The 20,392-nt window shown below is 66.8% G+C and carries 16 protein-coding genes and 1 riboswitch; of the genes, 5 read left to right on the top strand and 11 right to left on the bottom strand.

Annotation, left to right across the window (positions count from 1 at the left end; genetic code table 11):
* Positions 1-93 precede the first annotated feature (93 nt).
* On the top strand, positions 94-1,773 hold the full coding sequence (locus K3181_RS01440) for a dipeptidyl-peptidase 3 family protein (RefSeq protein ID WP_221600128.1): 1,680 nt from the start codon (positions 94-96) through the stop codon (positions 1,771-1,773).
* On the opposite strand, the gene K3181_RS01435 is transcribed toward K3181_RS01440, so the two are convergent.
* The 8 genes from K3181_RS01435 to K3181_RS01400 form a co-directional block, all read right to left on the bottom strand.
* A complete protein-coding gene (locus K3181_RS01435) occupies positions 1,755-2,555 on the bottom strand; it encodes a hypothetical protein (RefSeq protein ID WP_221600126.1) in 801 nt (266 codons plus the stop codon). The two genes, K3181_RS01440 and K3181_RS01435, sit on opposite strands and share 19 nt — an antisense overlap.
* Before the next feature lie 46 nt (positions 2,556-2,601).
* Complete coding sequence (lpdA, locus tag K3181_RS01430) at positions 2,602-4,011, bottom strand: dihydrolipoyl dehydrogenase (protein ID WP_221600124.1); 1,410 nt, start codon at positions 4,009-4,011, stop codon at positions 2,602-2,604.
* A gap of 120 nt (positions 4,012-4,131) precedes the next feature.
* The gene (gene odhB, locus K3181_RS01425) at positions 4,132-5,370 is read right to left on the bottom strand and encodes a 2-oxoglutarate dehydrogenase complex dihydrolipoyllysine-residue succinyltransferase (RefSeq protein ID WP_221600122.1); all 1,239 of its coding nucleotides are present in this window, start codon (positions 5,368-5,370) and stop codon (positions 4,132-4,134) included.
* A 17-nt stretch (positions 5,371-5,387) separates the two neighbouring features.
* Positions 5,388-8,219 carry a 2-oxoglutarate dehydrogenase E1 component gene (locus K3181_RS01420; RefSeq protein ID WP_221600120.1) on the bottom strand — a complete coding sequence of 944 codons (2,832 nt, stop codon included), beginning with the start codon at positions 8,217-8,219 and terminating at the stop codon, positions 5,388-5,390.
* A gap of 99 nt (positions 8,220-8,318) precedes the next feature.
* Entirely contained in the window at positions 8,319-9,209 is an 891-nt protein-coding gene (gene sucD / locus K3181_RS01415; protein ID WP_221600119.1) for a succinate--CoA ligase subunit alpha, read from the bottom strand.
* 34 nt (positions 9,210-9,243) lie between these two features.
* Positions 9,244-10,206, bottom strand: a complete 963-nt coding sequence (gene mdh, locus K3181_RS01410) for a malate dehydrogenase (protein ID WP_221600117.1) — start codon at positions 10,204-10,206, stop codon at positions 9,244-9,246.
* Positions 10,207-10,481: 275 nt separating this feature from the next.
* Complete coding sequence (locus tag K3181_RS01405; RefSeq protein WP_221600115.1) at positions 10,482-10,820, bottom strand: hypothetical protein; 339 nt, start codon at positions 10,818-10,820, stop codon at positions 10,482-10,484.
* A gap of 115 nt (positions 10,821-10,935) precedes the next feature.
* The gene (locus K3181_RS01400; protein WP_247714825.1) at positions 10,936-12,015 is read right to left on the bottom strand and encodes a cell wall hydrolase; all 1,080 of its coding nucleotides are present in this window, start codon (positions 12,013-12,015) and stop codon (positions 10,936-10,938) included.
* A gap of 157 nt (positions 12,016-12,172) precedes the next feature.
* Positions 12,173-12,376: riboswitch (cobalamin riboswitch) on the top strand.
* Positions 12,377-12,467: 91 nt separating this feature from the next.
* Here K3181_RS01400 and K3181_RS01395 point away from each other — a divergent pair.
* The 4 genes from K3181_RS01395 to K3181_RS01380 are packed head-to-tail and all read left to right on the top strand — an operon-like array spanning position 12,468 to position 16,832.
* Positions 12,468-14,345 (top strand): TonB-dependent receptor plug domain-containing protein, encoded by a 1,878-nt coding sequence (locus tag K3181_RS01395; RefSeq protein ID WP_221600114.1) that lies wholly within the window; start codon positions 12,468-12,470, stop codon positions 14,343-14,345.
* Positions 14,342-15,157 (top strand): ABC transporter substrate-binding protein, encoded by an 816-nt coding sequence (locus K3181_RS01390; protein ID WP_221600111.1) that lies wholly within the window; start codon positions 14,342-14,344, stop codon positions 15,155-15,157. The genes K3181_RS01395 and K3181_RS01390 overlap by 4 nt, the downstream gene beginning before the upstream one ends.
* A complete protein-coding gene (locus tag K3181_RS01385; protein WP_221600109.1) occupies positions 15,154-16,107 on the top strand; it encodes a FecCD family ABC transporter permease in 954 nt (317 codons plus the stop codon). Before K3181_RS01390 ends, K3181_RS01385 begins: the two co-directional genes overlap by 4 nt.
* A complete protein-coding gene (locus tag K3181_RS01380) occupies positions 16,104-16,832 on the top strand; it encodes an ABC transporter ATP-binding protein (protein WP_221600107.1) in 729 nt (242 codons plus the stop codon). The genes K3181_RS01385 and K3181_RS01380 overlap by 4 nt, the downstream gene beginning before the upstream one ends.
* Here K3181_RS01380 and K3181_RS01375 read toward each other — a convergent pair whose 3' ends face one another.
* From K3181_RS01375 to thpR, 3 genes are all read right to left on the bottom strand, one after another.
* Positions 16,833-19,082, bottom strand: coding sequence for a M3 family metallopeptidase (locus K3181_RS01375; RefSeq protein WP_221600105.1), 2,250 nt, complete (start codon positions 19,080-19,082; stop codon positions 16,833-16,835).
* A gap of 133 nt (positions 19,083-19,215) precedes the next feature.
* Complete coding sequence (locus K3181_RS01370) at positions 19,216-19,845, bottom strand: hypothetical protein (protein WP_247714824.1); 630 nt, start codon at positions 19,843-19,845, stop codon at positions 19,216-19,218.
* Positions 19,842-20,387: an RNA 2',3'-cyclic phosphodiesterase gene (gene thpR / locus K3181_RS01365; protein WP_221600103.1), complete on the bottom strand. Its 546-nt coding sequence runs from the start codon at positions 20,385-20,387 to the stop codon at positions 19,842-19,844. The genes K3181_RS01370 and thpR overlap by 4 nt, the downstream gene beginning before the upstream one ends.
* Positions 20,388-20,392: the final 5 nt, after the last annotated feature.

Genomic DNA, 20,392 nt, shown 5'->3' with positions numbered 1-20,392 from the left:
CTGCGCTTCGGTCAATCGCGCACTTGCACGGGACACATCACCGCCGCATGGCGTTTCCCCAGCACGATAAAGACAATTTTCGGAGGTCCCTTCATGCGCCGCGCCATCCTGCCCCTGCTGCTCGCCAGCACCGCCTGCGCCCCCATCGCCAGCGAAACCGACGTCGTCTCGACCGAGGCGCCGCCGCCGGCGCAGGACAGCTACGACCTCGCCGCGCAATACGCCAAGCTGGCGCGGATCGAGATGGCGCCCGACACCTCCTATCTCAGCGCGGAAGAGCGCGACGTCGTCAACCTGCTGATCCAGGCCAGCGGCTACATGGACGAAATCTACCTGCGCCAGCGCTTCGCCGCCAATCCGCAGATCCGCAGCGCCATCGAACGCAGCCGTCGCGCCGATCGCGACCTGCTGCTCAAGATGTTCGACCGCTACTACGGCGCATGGGACGACCTCGAGGAATTCCACCCCTTCTGGGGAAGCGATCCGCTGCCCGAGGGGGCGGGATTCTATCCCGCCGACCTGACGCGCGAGGAGTTCGACGCCTATCTCGCCGCGCATCCCGACCAGAAGGAGGCGCTGCTGAGCCCCTATACGGTGGTCAAGCGCGAGGGCGACCGGCTGGTCGCCGTGCCCTATTCGGTCAAGTATCGCGAATTCCTGGTGCCCGCGGCGCGGCTGCTCGAACAGGCGGCGCAACGCACCAGCAATCCGAGCCTCAAGAAGTTCCTTTCGCTGCGCGCGGCAAGCTTCCTGACCGACGATTATTATGAGAGCGAGATGGCGTGGATGGACCTCGCCGATACGCCGATCGAGGTCGCGATCGGGCCCTACGAGGTCTATACCGACCGGCTCTACGGCACCAAGACCGCCTTCGAAAGCTTCGTCACCCTGCGCAACCCGGAAGAGAGCGCGGCGCTGGCGAAGTACAAGCATTATCTGCGCGACATGGAGGGCAACCTCCCGATCGAGGACCGCTACAAGAACTTCCAGCGCGGCTTCGAAAGTCCGATCGCGGTGGCCGACCAGATCCATGGCGGCGGCGACAATGTCCCGGGCGTCCAGACGATCGCCTTCAACCTGCCGAACGACGAGCGCGTGCGCGAGGCCAAGGGCGCGAAGAAGGTCATCCTCGCCAATGTCCTCGGCGCGAAATACGAGCGCATCCTCGATCCGATCGGCGACGTCGTCCTCAAGCAGGAGCAGGCGGCGCTAGTGGCGAAGAAGTATATGGAACTGGAAACGTTGTTCCACGAGCTGTCGCACAGCCTCGGGCCGGGCACGATCACGGTCGACGGCCGCGAGACTACGGTCAACGAGGAGCTGAAGGAGCAGTATTCGGCGCTCGAGGAAAGCAAGGCCGACGTCATGGGTGTGTGGAATATCCTCTACATGATGGACAAGGGCGAAATCCCCGCGGCCGAGAAGCAGCAGCTCTACGCGACCTATTTCGCCGGCATCTTCCGCGCGATGCGCTTCGGCATTGACGAGGCACATGGCAAGGGCGCGGCGCTGCAATACGGCTATCTCAAGGAGAAGGGCGCCTTCACCTGGGACGCTTCGGCCAATCGCTACGTCGTCGATTACGCGAAGATGGAAAGCGGGCTGCGCGACCTGCTGCACGACCAGCTGATGCTGCAGGCCAACGGTGATTACGAAGGCACCAAGGCCTTCTTCGCGCGCTACGCTAAGCTCGACGACTGGGCGCGCGGTCGCTTTGCCGCGATGGACGAGATCCCGGTCGACATCCAGCCGATCTATCCCGACGAGGTCTGACGCGCGAGCGCCAGCGCCAGCCCGTAGCCCAGGATCGGCGCGGCGCCGTAGCCGATGAGCACGCTGGGATAGTTGGAGACCAGCGCTGCGAGCGAGAAGCCGAACAGGCTGCCCGCCAGCGCATGGCGGACGGGCTTCGGCGCAGCGATGGTATGCGCCATCAGGAAGAAGCTCGCGAGCAGGGCGAGCGCCAGGGCGAAGGCGGCGAGCGGCATGACCATCGCGAGATGCACGAGGATGCGCTCGACATGCGGCTGGGCAGGCAATTCGCCGCGAAGCCCGGCCACCATGCTGGCGAAGAAGGCGATCCCCGCGACCGGGACGAGCCGCCAGTCGCGCGTCGCATTGTACAGCCCGACCGCGGCCATCATCACCGCGAGACCGAGCGCGGCATCGGGCTGGAGCGAGGCGGCGAGCAGAGCGGCGAGCAGGATCGGCGGGGCATAGTCCTCGTCGCGCGCCGCGAGGACGGTGATCGCGGGAAAGATCAGCGCGCCCGAATGGAGGATGACACCGCCGAGCGGCAGCCAGCGGGCGATGCCATTGACGTAGGGACCACTGGCGAGCGGAACGAAGAGCCCGATGATGAGAGCGACCACGAGCACGCGGCGCGCCTTTTCGCTCTCAATGCCGGGTAGGAAAAGGACCGCCGCGCTCGCCAACAGCACGGCCAATGCGTTCATCAGGGCATAGGACTGGGGCGCACCGGTGAGCGCGAGATAGGCGATGCCCGCCAGAACGGGAAGCGCGAGCGACAGGATCGAGATCCCGCGCCCGCGCATCTATCGGGCCATGCAATCGGTGTTGAGGCCCGCGGGTTGCATCATGTCAGATGTGGATCGGCTTGCCCTGGACCGCCATCGCCGCTTCCTTGATCGCCTCGGAATGCGTCGGATGGGCGTGGCAGGTATAGGCGATATCCTCGCTGGTGGCGCCGAATTCCATCGCCTGCGCGGCCTGCGCGATCATCGTCCCGGCGACGCTGGCGATCGCCCAGACGCCGAGCACGCGGTCGGTCTCGGCATCGGCGATGACCTTCACGAAGCCGTCGGGCTCGTGATTGGTCTTGGCGCGGCTGTTGGCCATCATCGGGAACTTGCCGACCTTGACCTTGGCCTTGTCGCCCAACTTCTCGATCGCTTCCTCCTGCGTCAGGCCGACACCGGCGAATTCGGGCCAGGTATAGACCACGCCGGGGATGACGTCGTGGTTCACGATGCCGGTCTGGCCGGCCACGTTCTCGGCGCAGGCGATGCCCTCGTCTTCGGCCTTGTGCGCGAGCATCGGGCCGGGGACGACATCGCCGATGGCCCACACGCCGTCGACCTTGGTGCGGAAATCGTGGTCGGTTTCGATCTGGCCGCGCTTGTTGAGCTCCAGCCCGATATTTTCGAGGCCGAGACCATCGGTGTTCGGGCGGCGCCCGATCGAGACGAGCACGCAATCGGCTTCGAGCGTTTGCTCGTCACCGCCCGCCGCGGGTTCGAGCGTCAGAATCGCCTTCTTGCCCTTGACGGTGCAGCCAGTGACCTTGGTCGACAGGCGCAGTTCCATGCCCTGCTTCTTGAAGATCTTGGCCGCTTCCTTGCGGACATCATCGTCCATGCCGGGCAGCAGCTTGTCGAGATATTCGACCACGATGACTTCCGCGCCGAGACGGCGCCAGACCGAGCCGAGTTCGAGCCCGATCACGCCTCCGCCGATGACGACCATCTTCTTCGGGACCGAAGCGCGTTCGAGCGCGCCGGTCGAATCGACGACCACCTGCTTGTCGTTGTCGACCTCGACGTTGGGCAGCGGCGTGACCGAGGAGCCGGTGGCGATGATCACGTTCTTGGCGGTGACCGTCTCGTCGCCGACCTTGATCGTGTGCGCATCCTGGAAGGTCGCGTGACCCTTCTTCCAGTCGACCTTGTTCTTCTTGAACAGGAACTCGATCCCGCCGGTGAGGCCCTTCACGGCGTCGCGGCGCTGCGCGTGCATCTTGTCGAGGTTGAGCTTCGGCTTCACCTCGATACCCATGTGCTCCATCGTGCCGTTGGCGGCGGCGTCGAAGAACTCGCTCGCGTGCAGCATCGCCTTGGAGGGAATGCAGCCCACGTTGAGGCAGGTCCCGCCCAGCGTCTCGCGGCTTTCGGCGCAGGCGGTCTTGAGGCCCAGCTGCGCAGCGCGGATCGCGGCGACATAGCCACCCGGGCCAGCGCCGATGACGAGGACGTCGTAGTCGTATTCAGCCATTTTGGCCTCCGTTCCGCGTGGCCTTCGACAAGCTCAGGCCGAGCGGTTCTGGGTTCAAAGCGTCTACGCACATCATCCGCTCATCCTGAGCCTGTCGAAGGATCTTGTGCGACGTTGGAGTCAAAGGTCGATCAGCATCCGGGTGGGATCCTCGATCGCTTCCTTGATGATCTTGAGTGCGGTGACCGCCTCGCGGCCGTCGATCAGGCGGTGGTCGTAGGACAGGGCGATATACATCATCGGGCGGATGACGATCTCGCCGTTCACGACGACCGGGCGGTCCTCGATGCGGTGGAGGCCGAGGACGGCGCTCTGCGGCGGGTTGATGATCGGGGTCGACATGAGGCTGCCGAACACGCCGCCGTTGGAGATGGTGAAGGTGCCGCCCTTCATGTCGTCCATCGTCAGCGTGCCTTCCTTGGCGCGCTTGCCGAAGTCGGCGATGTCCTTCTCGATGCGGGCGAAACCCTTGTCCTGCGCGTCGCGGATGACGGGGACCACGAGGCCATTGGGAGCCGAGACGGCGACCGAGATGTCGACATAGTCGTGATAGACGATCTCGTCGCCCTCGATATAGGCGTTGACCGCGGGCACGTCCTTCAGCGCGAGGCAGGCGGCCTTGGCGAAGAAGCCCATGAAGCCGAGCCGGATATCGTGCTTCTTGGCGAACAGGTCCTTGTACTTGTTGCGCGCCTCGATCACCGCCGACATGTCGACATCGTTGAAGGTGGTCAGCAGCGCGGCATTGTCCTGCGCGCCCTTGAGCCGCTTGGCGATCGTCTGGCGCATGCGCGTCATCTTGACGCGTTCCTCGCGGCGTTCACCGCCGGTGGAGGCGGGCGCCGAGGAAGCGGCAGGCGCGGACGCGCCGCCGCCCGACTTCTTCGCTTCGGCTGCGGCGATCACGTCTTCCTTGGTCAGGCGACCGTCCTTGCCGGTGCCCTTGATGGTCGAAGGATCGACCCCGTGTTCGAGCACGGCGCGGCGCACGGCGGGTGACAGCGTCTGCGAGGCGTCCGAACCACTCGCTTCCTTCGCCTGCGCGGGGGCGGCCTTCTCGACACCCGCGTCGGGTGCAGCAGCCTTGGGCGCGTCGCCGCCCGAGGACTTGGCCGGAGCGGCGCCTTCCTCGATCACCGCGATGACCGCGTCGACCTCGACCGTGTCGCCTACGCCGACCTTGAATTCCTTGATCACGCCCGCGACGGGCGAGGGGGCCTCGACCGCGACCTTGTCGGTCTCGAGGCTGATGATCGGCTCGTCGACGGCGACGGCATCGCCGACATTCTTGAGCAATTCGCCGACGGTCGCCTCGGTGACCGATTCACCCAGCGTGGGAACCTTGACTTCGGTGGTCATAACTTCGTTTTCCCGGATTACTTGCAGTCACTGCGGACGTTCGGCGCGTGGCCGTTCAGTCCGAGCGCGATGTTGACGAGGGCTTCCTGCTGCACCTGGTGGCGGCTGGCATAGCCGGTGGCGGGCGAGGCGGCGACTTCGCGGCCGGCATAGCAGGGGCGCATGCCGCTCTTGCCCGCAGCCTCGGCGGCTTCCTCGATCGCGCGATCGACGAAGAACCAGGCGCCGTTGTTCTTGGGCTCTTCCTGGCACCAGACGATCTGCTCGAGCTTGGTCATCCGCTTCAGACGTGCGGCGAGCGGCTCGCCGGGGAAGGGATAGAGCTGTTCGATGCGAACCACCGAAACATCCTCGAGTTCCGCTTCGTCGCGGCGCTGCATCAGGTCGTAGGCGACCTTGCCGCTGCACAGCACGAGGCGCTTCACCTTCTCGTCGGCGATTTCCTTCATGTCGGACTTGATCCGCATGAAGTGATGGTCGCCCATGAACTCCTTCGCTTCCGACTTCGCCAGCGGATGCCGCAACAGGCTCTTGGGAGTCATGATGACCAGCGGCTTGCGGAAGCTGCGCAGCATCTGGCGGCGCAACACGTGGAAGTAGTTCGCCGGCGTGGTGATGTTGCACACGCACATATTGTCGTTGGCGCACAGCTGCAGGAAGCGCTCGAGACGCGCCGAGCTGTGCTCGGGCCCCTGGCCCTCGAAGCCGTGCGGCAGCAGCAGGACCAGTCCGTTCGCGCGCAGCCACTTGACCTCGCCCGCGGCGATGAACTGGTCGATCATGATCTGCGCGCCGTTGGCGAAGTCGCCGAACTGTGCTTCCCACAGAACCAGTGTCTTCGGGTCCGCCATGGCGAAACCGTATTCGAAGCCGAGCACGCCGTATTCGGACAGCGGGCTGTCGTAGACCTCGAACTTGCCGTGCGGCAGCGTGGTCAGCGGGATGTATTTGTGCTCGTCCTTCTGGTCGACCCAGACGGCGTGGCGCTGGCTGAAGGTGCCCCGGCCCGAATCCTGGCCCGACAGGCGCACGCCGAAGCCTTCGGTGACGAGGCTGCCGAAGGCGAGCGCCTCGGCGGTGGCCCAGTCGAAGCCTTCGCCGCTGTCGAACATGTCGTTCTTGGCCTTGAGCACGCGGCCCAGCGTCTTGTGGATCGTCAGATCGTCGGGGACGGCGGTGAGCGTGCGGCCGAGGCTGTCGAACAGCTTCTTCTCGATCGCGGTCTCGACATTGCGGCGCGCGGTCTCGGGATCGGCGGGCTTGTTCATGCCCGACCAGCGTCCGCCGAACCAGTCGGCCTGGTCGGGCTTGTAGTCCTTCGCCTCCGCGAATTCCTTTTCGAGCAGGTCGGTGAATTCGGCGCACAGCCCGTCGGCATAGCCGGCCTCGATCACGCCTTCTTCCTGGAGGCGCGCCGAGTAGATCTCGCTCACCTTCGGGTGTTTGCGGATCTCGTCATACATCAGCGGCTGGGTGAACTTGGGTTCGTCGCCCTCGTTGTGGCCGAAGCGGCGATAGCACCACATGTCGATCACGATGTCGCGGCCGAAGGTCTGGCGGTATTCGACCGCCAGCTTGCAGGCGAAGGTCACCGCTTCGGGATCGTCGCCGTTGACGTGGAGGATCGGTGCCTGGACGCCCTTCGCGACGTCGCTCGGGTAAGGCGAAGACCGCGCGAATTGCGGGCTGGTGGTGAAGCCGATCTGGTTGTTGATGACGAAGTGCAGGCAGCCGCCGGTGTTGTAGCCGCGGACGCCCGAGAAGCCGAGGCATTCCCAGACGATACCCTGGCCGGCGAAGGCGGCGTCGCCGTGCAGCAGGACCGGAAGGACCTGCTCGTGCTGCTTGAGATCGTCGCGGATCGCCTGCTGCGCGCGGGTCTTGCCGAGCACGACCGGATTGACCGCCTCGAGGTGGCTCGGGTTGGGGACCAGCGACATGTGCACGTTGATGCCGTCGAATTCGCGGTCGGTGCTGGTGCCGAGGTGGTATTTCACGTCGCCAGAACCGCCGACATCGTCGGGGTTGGCGCTGCCGCCCGAGAATTCGTGGAAGATGACCTTGTAAGGCTTGCCCATGACGTTGGCGAGCACGTTCAGGCGCCCGCGGTGGGCCATGCCGTAGATGATTTCGCGCACGCCCAGCTGGCCGCCGTACTTGATCACCGCCTCGAGTGCGGGGATCATCGATTCACCGCCGTCGAGGCCGAAGCGCTTGGTGCCGACGTATTTCTTGCCGAGGAAGGCCTCGTATTGCTCGCCGCGGATCACGGCGGCGAGGATCGCCTTCTTGCCTTCGTCGGTGAACTGGATCGTCTCTTCGGGTGTCTCGAACTTGTCTTGCAGGAACCGGCGTTCCTCGGTGTCCGAGATGTGCATGTATTCGAGGCCGACATTGCCGCAATAGGTGGCGCGCAGCGCGTCGAACAACTCACCGACGGTGATCCATTCGAAGCCGAACACGCCGCCGACATAGACTTCCTTGGCCTCCTGGCCGGCGAAGCCGTGCCATTCGAGCGTCAGGTCCTCGGGCACCTCGCGGTGCGACAGGTGCAGCGGGTCGAGATTGGCCGCGAGGTGGCCGCGCACGCGATAGAGCCGCACGAGCAGCATGGCGCGGATCGAATCGTCCGCCGCCTGCTCGATCGCCTTGGGATCGGTCGCCTTGCCCGCCTTCTCCGCCGCCTGGGCGACGGCGATGCGCATCTGCGTCGGATCGAGCGCGGCGGTCAGGTCGGCGCCGCTGTCGACCACTTCGGCCAGCCAGCGCGGGTTGCCCCAGCTCGGGCCCTGCTGCGGACCGTCCTGGTCGCCCAGTTCGGGGATGAAATCGTGGCTTTCGTTGCCCATCCGGGGTCACCTTACTCGCGCCGACTCGTTGTCGGCTCCTAATGGCAATGCCTCAGCGGCGCGGACGGTCCCGGGGAGGAGGGCGGTCCGCGCCGTATGTCAGGCGAGTTCCTTGAGCAGCGCGTCGAGCGTGGTGCCGAGTTCGCTCGGCGAGGGGCTGACGCGGATGCCCGCGGCTTCCATCGCCGCGATCTTGTCCTCGGCGCCGCCCTGGCCGCCCGAGACGATCGCGCCGGCATGGCCCATGCGGCGGCCCGGAGGCGCCGTGCGGCCCGCGATGAAGCCGACCATCGGCTTCGAACGGCCCTTGGCGGCTTCCTGCTTGATGAATTCGGCGGCTTCTTCCTCGGCGCTGCCGCCGATCTCGCCGATCATGATGATGCTCTTGGTTTCCTCGTCGTCGAGGAAGAGGTCGAGCACGTCGATGAAATTGGTGCCGTTGACCGGGTCGCCGCCGATGCCGACCGCGGTGGTCTGGCCGAGGCCGACCATGGTGGTCTGGTGGACGGCTTCATAGGTCAGCGTGCCCGAGCGGCTGACGACGCCGACGCTGCCCTTCTTGAAGATGCTGCCGGGCATGATGCCGATCTTGCATTCGCCGGGGGTGAGGACGCCGGGGCAGTTCGGGCCGATCAGGCGCGACTTCGAACCCTGCAGCGCGCGCTTGACGCGGACCATGTCGAGCACCGGAATGCCCTCGGTGATCGCCACGATCAGCTCGACCTCGGCGTCGATCGCCTCGAGGATCGAATCCGCGGCGAACGGCGGCGGCACGTAGATGCACGAAGCGGTCGCGCCGGTTTCGGCCTTGGCTTCGGCGACGGTGTTGAACACCGGCAGGTCGATATGGGTGGTGCCGCCCTTGCCGGGAGTCACGCCCGCAACCATCTGCGTGCCATAGGCGAGCGCCTGCTGCGTGTGGAAGGTGCCGGTATCGCCGGTCATCCCCTGGGTGATGACCTTGGTGTTCTTGTCGACGAGAATGCTCATTGAGTCTCTACTCCTGTTCGGTGGGATTCGCCGTTCAGGCGAGCGAGCTGTCGAGGCCCTTGCAGGCTTCGAGAAGTTCCTCGACCGCGTCGGTCGAGACCTTGAGGTTCTTGGCTTCTTCGTCCGAGAGTTCGATCTCGATCACTTCCTCGGTGCCGCCCGCGCCGATCACGGTCGGGACGCCGACATAGAGGCCGTCGAGGCCGTATTTGCCCTCGACATAGCTGGCGCAGGGCAGGATGCGCTTCTGGTCGCCGAGATAGGCTTCGGCCATGGCGATCGCGCTGGTGGCGGGCGCGTAATAGGCCGAGCCGTTGCCGAGCAGCTGGACGATTTCGCCGCCGCCCGCGCGGGTGCGCTTGACGATCTCGTCGATGCGGTCGGGCGAAACGCCCTTGATCTTGGCGTAGTCGTTGACCGGGATGCCGTTGATCGTGGTGTAGCTGGTGACGGGGACCATGGTGTCGCCGTGGCCGCCGAGGACGAAGGCGTTGACGTCCTTCACCGAGCAGCCGAATTCCCAGGCGAGGAAGGTGGCGAAGCGCGCGCTGTCGAGCACGCCGGCCATGCCGACCACCTTGTTGTGCGGCAGGCCGCTGAATTCGCGCAGCGCCCAGACCATCGCATCGAGCGGGTTGGTGATGCAGATCACGAAAGCGTCGGGGCAGTTGTTCTTGATGCCTTCGCCGACCGCCTTCATCACCTTGAGGTTGATGCCGAGCAAATCGTCGCGGCTCATGCCCGGCTTACGGGGGACACCGGCCGTAACGATCACCACGTCGGCACCGGCGATGTCGGCATAATCGTTGGTCCCCTTGATCGAGGCGTCGAAGCCTTCGATCGGGCCGCACTGGCTGAGATCGAGCGCCTTGCCCTGCGGCATGCCCTCGGCGATGTCGAACAGGACGATGTCGCCCATTTCCTTCTTCGCCGCGAGGTGCGCGAGCGTGCCGCCGATCATGCCGGCGCCGATAAGGGCGATCTTCTTGCGTGCCATGGGGGTAGGGTCCTTGTTCCTGCCGTGCGGGACAGTGATGATACCCGGACCGATGATGGGCCATGCATCAGGTGTCCCGCAAAGGAGGCACGGCGCCCGGTCGATTGCGAGAGGGGCACTAGGACGGTGCAGGGGTGAATGCAACCGCCAATGATCGGCGGCGCAAAACTATCTTTGCAAATGGTTCGCAATTTCAATAATGGCGTTTTACATGGCTGTCCAGTGCCCTCGGTACCGCGCGAACGGGTTGTGGGCGGCAGCTCGGCGCCGGGGCTCTAGTGGGCCAGCAGATCCTCGATGGCAAGCGAGCGTTCGAGCCGTTCGGCGAGGCGCCGGTCGAGCGTGCGGCAGATGTCGAGCCACCAGCGATAGGCATCGCCTTCGCCCGCGAAATGGGCCTTCTCGGCCTGGTGGCGGGCAATTCCCGCCGCCGCCATGCCGTGCGAGGCGAATTGCCTCAGCGCGGCGCGCATCGCGGGATCGATCCGCGAAGTCGGCGAGACCAGCGGCGCATCGCCATTGTCGTTTGCGGGGCGACCGGGGGATTTTCGCGCCAGGGCACGGGCGATCGGGGAAGTGGCGGGGGTGCGGGCGGCGGCAAAACGGAGGGGCATGCCTGGATTCCTATGGAAACGACCGGGGTACCGGCGCTTCTAGCGGGGCCGCGCTAAGCTTCGGTGTTGTGACATGGTTGTGGAGCCGTAAAGGATAATTTCCGAGGCTGCGCGCCTACTGCTTGCCCGGCTGGCTGATCCACTTGCCCGAATTGGCATATTCCTCGCGGATACGGCCCGATTGCGGCAGCTTGCCGTTCGCTGGCGCCGCCGCAGCAGCGCCGACCGGCGGATCGCCTGAGGGGCCGAGGCCGATCGCATCGTTCGAAGGGGGGGCGGGGGCCACGGGTCCGGGCACGTCGGCTTCGGCGCGGCGCACGCTCGGCGCGGCAAGCGGTTCGCTGCCGGCATAGGCGTCGCTGAAGGCACCCGCAGTGCCGGCGCCACCCTTCCAGCGATAGAAGCGGTGCGCGCCGATCGCGCCGATATAGTCGAGGCTCGCCGCCCAATAGGGATTGACGTAATTGGTGTGGTAATGCGTCGCCAGGCCGATCGGCTTGTAGACTTCGCCCGCCAGTGCCGCGAGCGCGACCGATTGCGCCACCGCCCAGCCGCGCCGCGAGGGCTTGCGCGCCATCGAGCCGTCGCAGGTGAAGCTGAACTGGCAGCCGGTCTTGCGCTCGGAACCCTGGAACACCACCCCGCAGACGCTCGCCGGATAGGCGGGATGCGCGACGCGGTTGAGCACCACCTGCGCCACCGCCTGCTGGCCCGAATAGCTCTCGCTCGCCGCTTCGTAATAGACCGCCATCGACAGGCATTGCAGCGCGCGCGCCTTGTCGAGCCCGCTGCCCGCCTGGCGGAAGGCCTGCGCCGCCGCGCCCGCACCGTGGCTCTCGGCGAACTCGACCGTCTCCAGCGTTCCTTCACTCTCGCGCAGGTCGGCAAGGTCCATCGTCAGTCGCGGAGCATCGTCGAGATAATAGAAGGCCGAGCCCGGGAAGCTCTCGCCCGCGGTCTCGAACGGCATGGGCGCCAGCGCGACGCGCTCGTCCCCGAGCCCCAGCGACCGCCCGAATTCGCCCCATTCGCCCTGCGCGGCGACCGTCGGAAGCGCGACCGCGCCGGCCAGCAGCGCGCCGCGCGCGAACAGCTGGCGCCGGTCGCGCTGGCGCGCCTGGCGGCGCTGGACGCGCGGCGAGGAAGCGTCCGCTGTGCGCGGCGCCATCCCCTTCTTCGCTTGCGTCCTGGCCAAATCGCTTCCTCGCATTGCTTCCCGAACATAGGCGTTTGCGCGCCATTCCGGTAGGCGCGCGCGCACGCCATCCCGATGCGGGACGGCGCCTGCGCCGATCCCTAGCATCGCAGAGCTTAACGAAGAGCGTCTTGTGCGATGTGAAATCGGACGGTAGGTGGCACCGCGTGTCACGGGTTGGCCTGTTCGCGCAGGCCCGAAGAAGGGAAGAGGGTGGAGACCTGTCTCCGTAGGCCCTCGCTGCCCCCGCAACTGTGACCGGGGAGCGATCCCGCCACAGGCCACTGGGCACAAGCCCGGGAAGGCGGCGGGAGAGCGTCGATCCGGGAGCCAGGAGACCTGCCCATGACCGTCGTTCGGCCGCGGGCGGGGTGTACCGATGGCAAACGTGGAAAGGCGCAATTCCGCCCTTTCCCGTCATGGACGGCACTTCGTCTATGATGGGAGGTTTTGTGCGTAAATATCTGTTTCTTGCTTCGGTTTCGCTGTTTTCCTCGACTGCCTTCGCTCAATCGGTGGAGGATGAGGATGGCGCAATCGTCCTTGCCGATGCCACGCAGCCGACGATTACCGTCACCGCCAATGGCCTGAGCACGAATGTCGAGAACACTGGGCAGGCGGTCATTGTGGTGGATCGCGCCGAAATCGAGGCCGTCCAGGGCGGCGATGCAACGCGCGTGCTGCAACGTACGCCTGGGCTTTCGCTCAGCCGTAGCGGCGGGGTCGGCGGCTTCACCGCGGTCAATATCCGCGGGGCCAATGCCGAACAGCTGCTCGTGCTGGTCGACGGCGTGCGCGTGGCCGACCCGGCCGCGCCCGGCGGCGGGTTCGATTTCGGCAACCTCCTCCTCGGCACGGCGGGCAAGCTCGACATATTGCGCGGGTCGAACAGCACGATCTGGGGTTCCGACGCAATCGGCGGGGTGATCGACATCTCGACCCGCGGCGAGACCGGTGCCAGCGGCAATATCGAATATGGCGCGCGCGACACGCTCTTCGCCAGCGCGGCGGGCGGGCTCAGCGGCGAAGGTTATTACGCCGGCCTCACTGGCTCGTGGTACCGCACCGATGGCTTCTCGACCGCGGCTTCGGGAACCGAGCCCGACGGGTTCGAGCAGCTCGCGCTCGGCGGCCAGCTGTTCGTCGACGTCACCAGCAATCTCGAAGTCTTCGCCCATGCCAACTGGAGCGAGGGCGATCTCGATCTCGACGGCTTCCCGCCGCCGACCTACGCCTTCGCCGACACGCTCGAGACGCAGGAGACGCGCCGCCACTGGGGCGATCTCGGCTTCGCCTGGTACGGCAACGACCTGACGCTGCGCGGCTCCTACAGCCTCTCCGACACCGAGCGCGACAATCGCGACGCAACCGGCGCGACCACCTTCGCTTCCGACGGCCATTCCGAGCGCGTGGCGCTGCGCGGCGAATATCGCGCCATCGGCCCGGTCACCGTGGCCTTCGGCGCGGAGCAGGAATGGACCGACTATGCGGCGAGCTTCAGCCCCGCGGGCGAGGCCGACATCTTCGGCGCCTATGTCCAGCTCGGCTTCGCCATGGGCCGCGTCGCCGCGCATGTCGGTTCGCGGGTGGACGACCATTCGCTGTTCGGCAGCAATGCCAGCTATGGCGCCGACCTGTCCTATGGTTTCGGCACCGACTGGCGGCTGCGGGCGAGCCTTGGCGAAGGTTTCAAGGCCCCCACGCTGTTCCAGCTGTTGTCGGATTACGGCAACCCGCTGCTCCAGCCCGAGGAAAGCACCAGCTTCGACCTCGGTATCGAGAAGGGGACACGCGGGCGCGGGACGCATCTGGCGCTCACTGCCTTCCGTCGTGACAGCGAGGATTTGATCGGCTTCGTCTCCTGCTTCGGGGTGAGCGGCGGGATCTGCACCGACCGCCCCTTCGGCACCTACGACAACACCGCGCGTGCGCGGGCGCAGGGGATCGAGGCAGAAGCGGGGTTCGACCTCGCGCCGGGCCTGCGCCTCTCGGGCGTCTACAGCTTCGTCGATACCGAGGACCGTACCACCGGCCTCGACCTCGCGCGCCGGCCGCGCCACACGGCCACGCTCTTCGCCGACTACGAGGCGCCCTTCGGGCTCAAGCTCGGCACCGACCTGCGGCTGGTCGGCGCGAGCTTCGACGATGCCGGCAATGCGGTGCGGCTCGATGGATACGAGGTCTTCGACCTGCGCGCCGCCATGCCGCTGTCCGACGCGGTCGAGATCTACGGCCGGATCGAGAACGTCTTCGATGCCGACTACCAGAGCGTCGCGGGATACAATTCCCCCGGTCGCGGCGCCTTCGTCGGGGTGAGGGCGCGGATGTGAGGCGCCTCCTGCCCGCGCTGGTACTCCTGCTTGCGGGATGCGCGGGCGCGGAGCCGACGCGGGTCGCGGAAAGTGAGCGGCCCACCATCGTCAGCCTCAATCCCTGCACCGACGCGGTGCTCGCCGAGGTCACCGTGCCCGGTCAGCTGCTGGCGATCTCGCACTACAGCAAGGATCCGCGCTCGAGCTCGATGGATGCACGCACGGCCGCGCGCTTCGCCGCGACCGGCGGCACCGTCGAGGAAGTGCTCGCGCTCGATCCCGATTTGGTGGTGGCGGGGAGCTTCCTTGCCCCCGCCACGCGCGCCGCGCTCGAGGATTTCGGGGTCGAGGTGGCGACCTTCGACATTGCGCGCGACGTTGCCTCGAGCGAGGCGCAGGTGCGCGACCTCGCCGCGCTGGCGGGCGACCCGGAGGCGGGCGAGGCGCTGGTGGCGCAGATCGAGCATGCCCTGAGCGAGGCGGCACCCGCGACAGGCGAACCGGTCGAAATCCTCCTGTGGCAGCCGGGGGGGATCGTCGCGGGCGAGCAGGAGCTGGTCAGCGACCTGTTACGCCGGACCGGCTTCGCCAATGTCGCGCCCAGGCGCGGCCTTGGCCAGGCTGACTACGTCGCGCTCGAAGATGTGGTCGCCACGCCGCCGCGCGTGCTGCTGGTCGCGGGCGGCGAGGTGGGGCAGCGTCACCCGGTGCTCGACCGCCTGCCGCAGATGCGCCGCGAGGCCTTCGACACCAGCCTGCTCTATTGCGGCGGTCCGACGATCATCCGCGCCGCCGAACGGCTGGCCGAAATCCGCGAGAATGCTTCGTGACGCGCGCAACGCTCATCTTCGCCGCGTTGCTGGCCCTCGCGCTGCCGCTCTCACTTCTGGCAGGACGCGTCTGGCTCGATCCCGCGACCACCCCCAATGCCGCGCTGATCCTCGCCGACCTGCGCCTGCCGCGCGCGCTGCTCGCGGTGGTGGTCGGCGCCGGGCTGGGGGCGAGCGGCGCGGCGATGCAGGGCTATCTGCGCAATCCGCTCGCCGATCCGGGACTGTTCGGCATTGCGCCCGGCGCCGCGCTCGGCGCAGTCGCGGCGCTGTGGTTCGGCTATGCCGCCGCGCCCTTCCTCCTGCCGCTGTTCGCGCTCGTCGGCGCGGGCGGGGCGATGGCGCTGCTCGCCGCGATTGCCGGGCGCACCGGCGGGATCGCGCTGTTCACGCTCGCCGGGCTGATGGTGGCCAGCCTCGCCGGCGCGCTGACAGCGCTGGCGATCAGCCTCGCGCCCAACGCCTTCGCGATGAGCGAGATCGTGATGTGGCTCAACGGCGCGCTGACCGACCGCAGCTGGCGCGAGGTCTGGCTCGCCGCGCCGCTCGTGGCGCTCGGCGTCGTCCTGCTCTGGCGCAGCGGGCGCGCGCTCGACGCGCTGACATTGGGCGAGCCGGTGGCGCGCTCGCTCGGTGTCGATACGCGGCGCCTGCTGTGGCTGCTCATCGCCGGTATCGGGCTGACCGTCGGCGCGAGCGTGGCGGTGGCGGGGATCATCGGCTTCGTCGGGCTGATCGTGCCGCATCTCGTCCGCCCGCTGACCGATCGCCGCCCGTCGCAACTGATCGTGCCCAGCGCGCTTGCCGGGGCACTGCTCGTCCTCGTCGCCGACAGCGTGGTGCGGATCCTGCCGCTCGTCACCGAACTGCGGTTGGGCATCGCCTTGAGCCTGCTCGGCGCACCCTTCTTCCTGTGGCTGCTGCTGCGCCTGCGCCGGGGGCTCGCATGAGGCTGGTGGCGCACGATCTGTCGATCGCGGAGCGGCTGTCCGGCGTTTCGCTCACGCTCGAACCCGGTTCGATCACGGCCATCTGCGGCCCCAACGGCGCGGGCAAGTCGACCCTGCTCGAAGCGTTCGCGGGGCTCCTGCCGCCCGATGCCGGCAGCGTGGCGCTCGGCGACCGTGACCTGCATTCGACGCCTGCAAAGGAGCGCGCACGGCTTCTCGGATACCTCCCGCAAGCGCATGAAATCGCGTGGGATGTTCCGGTGCGCAGCCTGGTCGAGCTGGGCCGCCTGCCGCATGGCGACCGACGCGCCGAACCTGTCGACACCGCGCTCGCCGCGCTCGACATCGCAGATCTCGCCGATCGCCGGGCACAATCGCTCTCGGGCGGCGAGACCGCGCGCGTGCTGCTGGCGCGCGTGCTGGCGGGCGAGCCGCGCTGGATCCTCGCCGACGAGCCGCTGGCGGCGCTCGACATCGCGCACCAGCTCGCACTGCTGCGGCATCTGCGCAGCGCGGCCGACGCAGGTGCGGGCGTGGTCCTCGTGCTCCACGACCTCGCGCATGCGATGAACAATGCCGACCGCGTGGTCGTGCTCGACGAGGGGCGGATCGCCGCCGACGGCGCATGCGACAACGCGCTCGACCAGCAAGTGATCGAGCGCGTCTGGAAAGTGCCGGTGCGGTGGATCGGCGAACCGGGCCACCGCGCCCTGGTTACCGGCTGATCATTCGGTTACGTCGGTAGCCGCATCGCCGACTTCGGCCGGGCCGTCGTCGGAGACCTCGCTATCGGCAGCCGCATCGCCTCCGGTAAGGCCGCGTGCTTCGAGCATCGGGGTCACGTCGGGTTCGCGGCCCGCGAAATTGCGGAACATCTCGAAGTAATCCATCGTGCCGCCGGTGCTCAGCACCGTTTCGCGGAAATGGTCGCCGTTGGCGCGCGTCAGCCCGCCGTTGTCGAGGAACCACTTGCGGCTGTCGCGGTCGAGCATTTCGGTCCACAGATAGCTGTAATAGCCCGCCGAATAGCCGGTAGGGCCGCTGAAGATGTGGTTGAAATAGGTCGTGCGATAGCGCGGCGGGACGAGGTCGATCTCGAGCCCGAGCTCTTCGAGCGACTTGCGTTCGAAGGCATCGACCTTCTCCGGCGTGTCGATCGCCGCAGCCTCGTCTTTCGACAGGGCCGCCCACTTCATGTCGAGCAGCGCGGCTTCGACTACCTCGCCGAAGTCGTAGCCCTGGTTGAACTTCGAGGCGGCGTCGATCTTGTCGATCATCTCGGTCGGGATCGGGGCGCCGGTCTTGTAGTGCTTGGCGTAATTGGCCAGCACCTCGGGATAGGTCGCCCAGATCTCGTTCACTTGGCTCGGATATTCGACGAAGTCGCGCGCCACGGCCGTGCCCGAGAGGCTCTCGTAACGCTGGTTGGCGAAGAAGCCGTGCAGCGCGTGGCCGAACTCGTGGAACATGGTGTTGACGTTGTCGAAGCTGACCAGCTGCGTCTCGCCCGCGGGCGCCTTGGGGATGTTGAGCACATTGTAGATCACCGGCTTGGTGCCCCACATGTGGCTCTGGTCGACGAAATTGCTCATCCACGCCCCGCCGCGCTTGGACTCGCGCTGGAAGGGATCGAAGTAGAACAGGCCGAGCTCGCTGCCGTCACGGTCGTAGACGGTGTAGGTCCACACGTCGGGGTGGTAGACCGGCAGGTCGGTGCGACGCTTGAAGTTGAGCCCGTAGAGCTTGTTCGCGGCATAGAACACGCCGTCTTCCAGCACCTTGTCGAGCTGGAAGTACTCGGCCACCGCATCCTCGTCGAGGTCGTAGCGCTCTGCCTTGACCTTGTTGGCATAGCGGTACCAGTCCCACGGCTGGACTTCGTAATTGCCGCCGTCGGCCGCGATTGCCGCATTGAGCATCTCCGCCTCGCGCCGCTGCGTCGCGGCGAGGGCGGGGACCATGCGCTCCATGAAGCCCAGCGCGGTGGCGGGCTTTTCGGCCATCCGGTCCCACATGGCGTAGCTCGCCCAGTCGGACTCACCGAACAGCGCGGCCTTCTCGGCGCGCAGCGCGGCGATCTTCGCCACCAGTTCGCGCGTGTCGATGTCGGTGGTGCCGTCGGCGCGGTGATAGCTTGCCTGGAACAGCTTCTCGCGCGCGGCGCGATTGCTCATGCTCGGCAGCAGGGGCTGCTGCGTGGTGTTCTGCAGCGCGACGGCATATTTGCCTTCGAAGCCTTTCTCGGTGGCGAGATCGGCGGCTGCCTTGATGTCGGAATCGGACAGGCCCGCGAGCTCTTCGCGGGTGTCGAAGATCACCGGCTGGTCGGCCATCGCATCGCGTGCGGCCTGGCCGAACTCGGTGGTGATTTCGGACAGCTCGGTGTTGATTTCCTTCACCCGCTCGCGCTCGGCCGCGGTCAGCAAGGCGCCGGCATGGACCATGCCTTCATAGGTGTCTTCGAGCAGCTTGGCGTCTTCGCGGGTCATCGTCATCGCGGCGCGCTGGTCATAGACCGCCTTCACCCGCGCGAAGAGCTCGGGATTGAGGGCAATGGCATCGCCATGCGCAGTCAGCTTGGGGCTGACTTCGGTGTTGATGTCGTCGAGCTTGTCGGTGGTGTTCGATCCGGTCAGCGCGAAGAACACCCGCGCCACGCGGCCGAGCATGCGGCCCGACCTCTCCAGCGCGACAATGGTGTTCTCGAAGGTCGGCGCGGCGGGATTGTTGATGATCGCGTCGATCTCCGCCTTCTGGATCGCCATGCCCTTCTCGAACGCCGGGAGATAGGCGTCTTCCGAGATCTTGGTGAAATCGGGCGCGTTGAACGGCAGCACGCTGTCGTTGGCGAAATAGGCGACGTCCCAGTCGAGCGACTGGCTGTCCTGCTTGCTCTGGGCCATGGCCGGGGTTCCCGTGAATGCGACAAGCGACAGTGCGGTTGCGGCGGTGGTGGCCAAAATGCGGGCCTTCATGCTTTTCCCCTCTTACTGATGTGAGTGCGCGCGGCGGACGCCGGGCGCAGGAATGCGATAATGGATGCGCGCTTGGACCGCTTCGCACGCCCAGGCAAGGACGTGCAAGTCGCCGGTCGGCGCAAAGTTGACGTTAGTCGAACGGGACGGGGTCGCCCTGGTTCCGCTCGGCCTGGTCGCGCGCGGCCTCGAGCGCTTCGTCCAGCACCTGCCGGTTAACCGTCATCAGTCGCGGCCGGCCGCCTCCCTGATCGACCACGAGCCACAGCGCGCCGAGTTCGAAATAGCCGCCCTGATCCTTCGCCACGCTCATCCGCGAAAGGTCGAGGCGCTGGAGCAGCGCGAGCATGGAAGGATCGAAGATCTCGTCGAAGACCGCCTCCACTTCGGCGCGATCCTCGATCTCGCGGCGCTCGCCCTGTGCGTCGATATAGAGCAGCGGCAGGCCGAGCTGTTCGAGAAGCCGGGCCTTGTTGCCGCTCTTCGCAGCCTCACGCAGCGCCTGGATCGCGGCGTCGAACTGGCTCGCGCTGGTCCCGGTGGCGCAGGAAATGGCCCCGCCGTCGACGAAATCATGGTCGCGATCGAAGCGCGCGTTGCGTTCCTTCTGGTTCGACCACACCAGCAGCAGGCAATCGTCCGCCTGCGGCTCGGCGGCTTCGGGCGCTTCGGTCGGGCGTTCGGCGGGGGTTTCATCCGTGGGCGCGCAACCGGCGATGAGGGCGGCGGAACAGGCGGCAAGGACGAAGGAGGTGCGGGTCATGGTGCGGGTTCGAGCGGATAGCGCAGGACAGGCTCGTAAAGCGAGCCTCCTGGATGCAACGTGCTTTCGTAGAGGATATAGGAATCGACCGGCCACGGACCCAACCGCAGTGCTGCGGTGCGGGCGAGAAACGGGGCGAGCGGTCCGGTTGCGCGGTTGAGCCGCGCCAGCGTGACATGCGCGTGGTACTTGCGCGGCTCGGGTTCGAGCCCGGCGGTGATGCACAGCCTCTCGATGCGCTGCTGCAACCGGGCGAGCGCAGGGGAGGGCGCAATACCCGCCCAGAGCGTATGCGCATGCCCCTTGCGCTCGAAGATGCCGGTTCCCTCGATCGCCAGTTCGAAGCCCGGCGTGGCAGCGGCGCGCAGCCGTTCGGCCAGGTCGTCGGCGATGTGGGTGTCGACCTCGCCGATATAGCGCAGCGTCAGGTGCAGCTGCTCCTCGTCCTGCCAGCGGGCATGGTCGACGCCCTCCATCAGGTCGATCAGCGCATCGCGGATCGGGGTGGGCGGGCGGATTCCGACGAAAAGGCGGTGGGACATGGTCG

The organism is Qipengyuania mesophila (genome assembly GCF_019711655.1).
GTDB classification, from domain to species: Bacteria; Pseudomonadota; Alphaproteobacteria; order Sphingomonadales; family Sphingomonadaceae; genus Qipengyuania; species Qipengyuania mesophila.
Note: the sequence above shows the minus strand (reverse complement) of the source record. Positions and strands in the feature narration are given on the sequence as shown.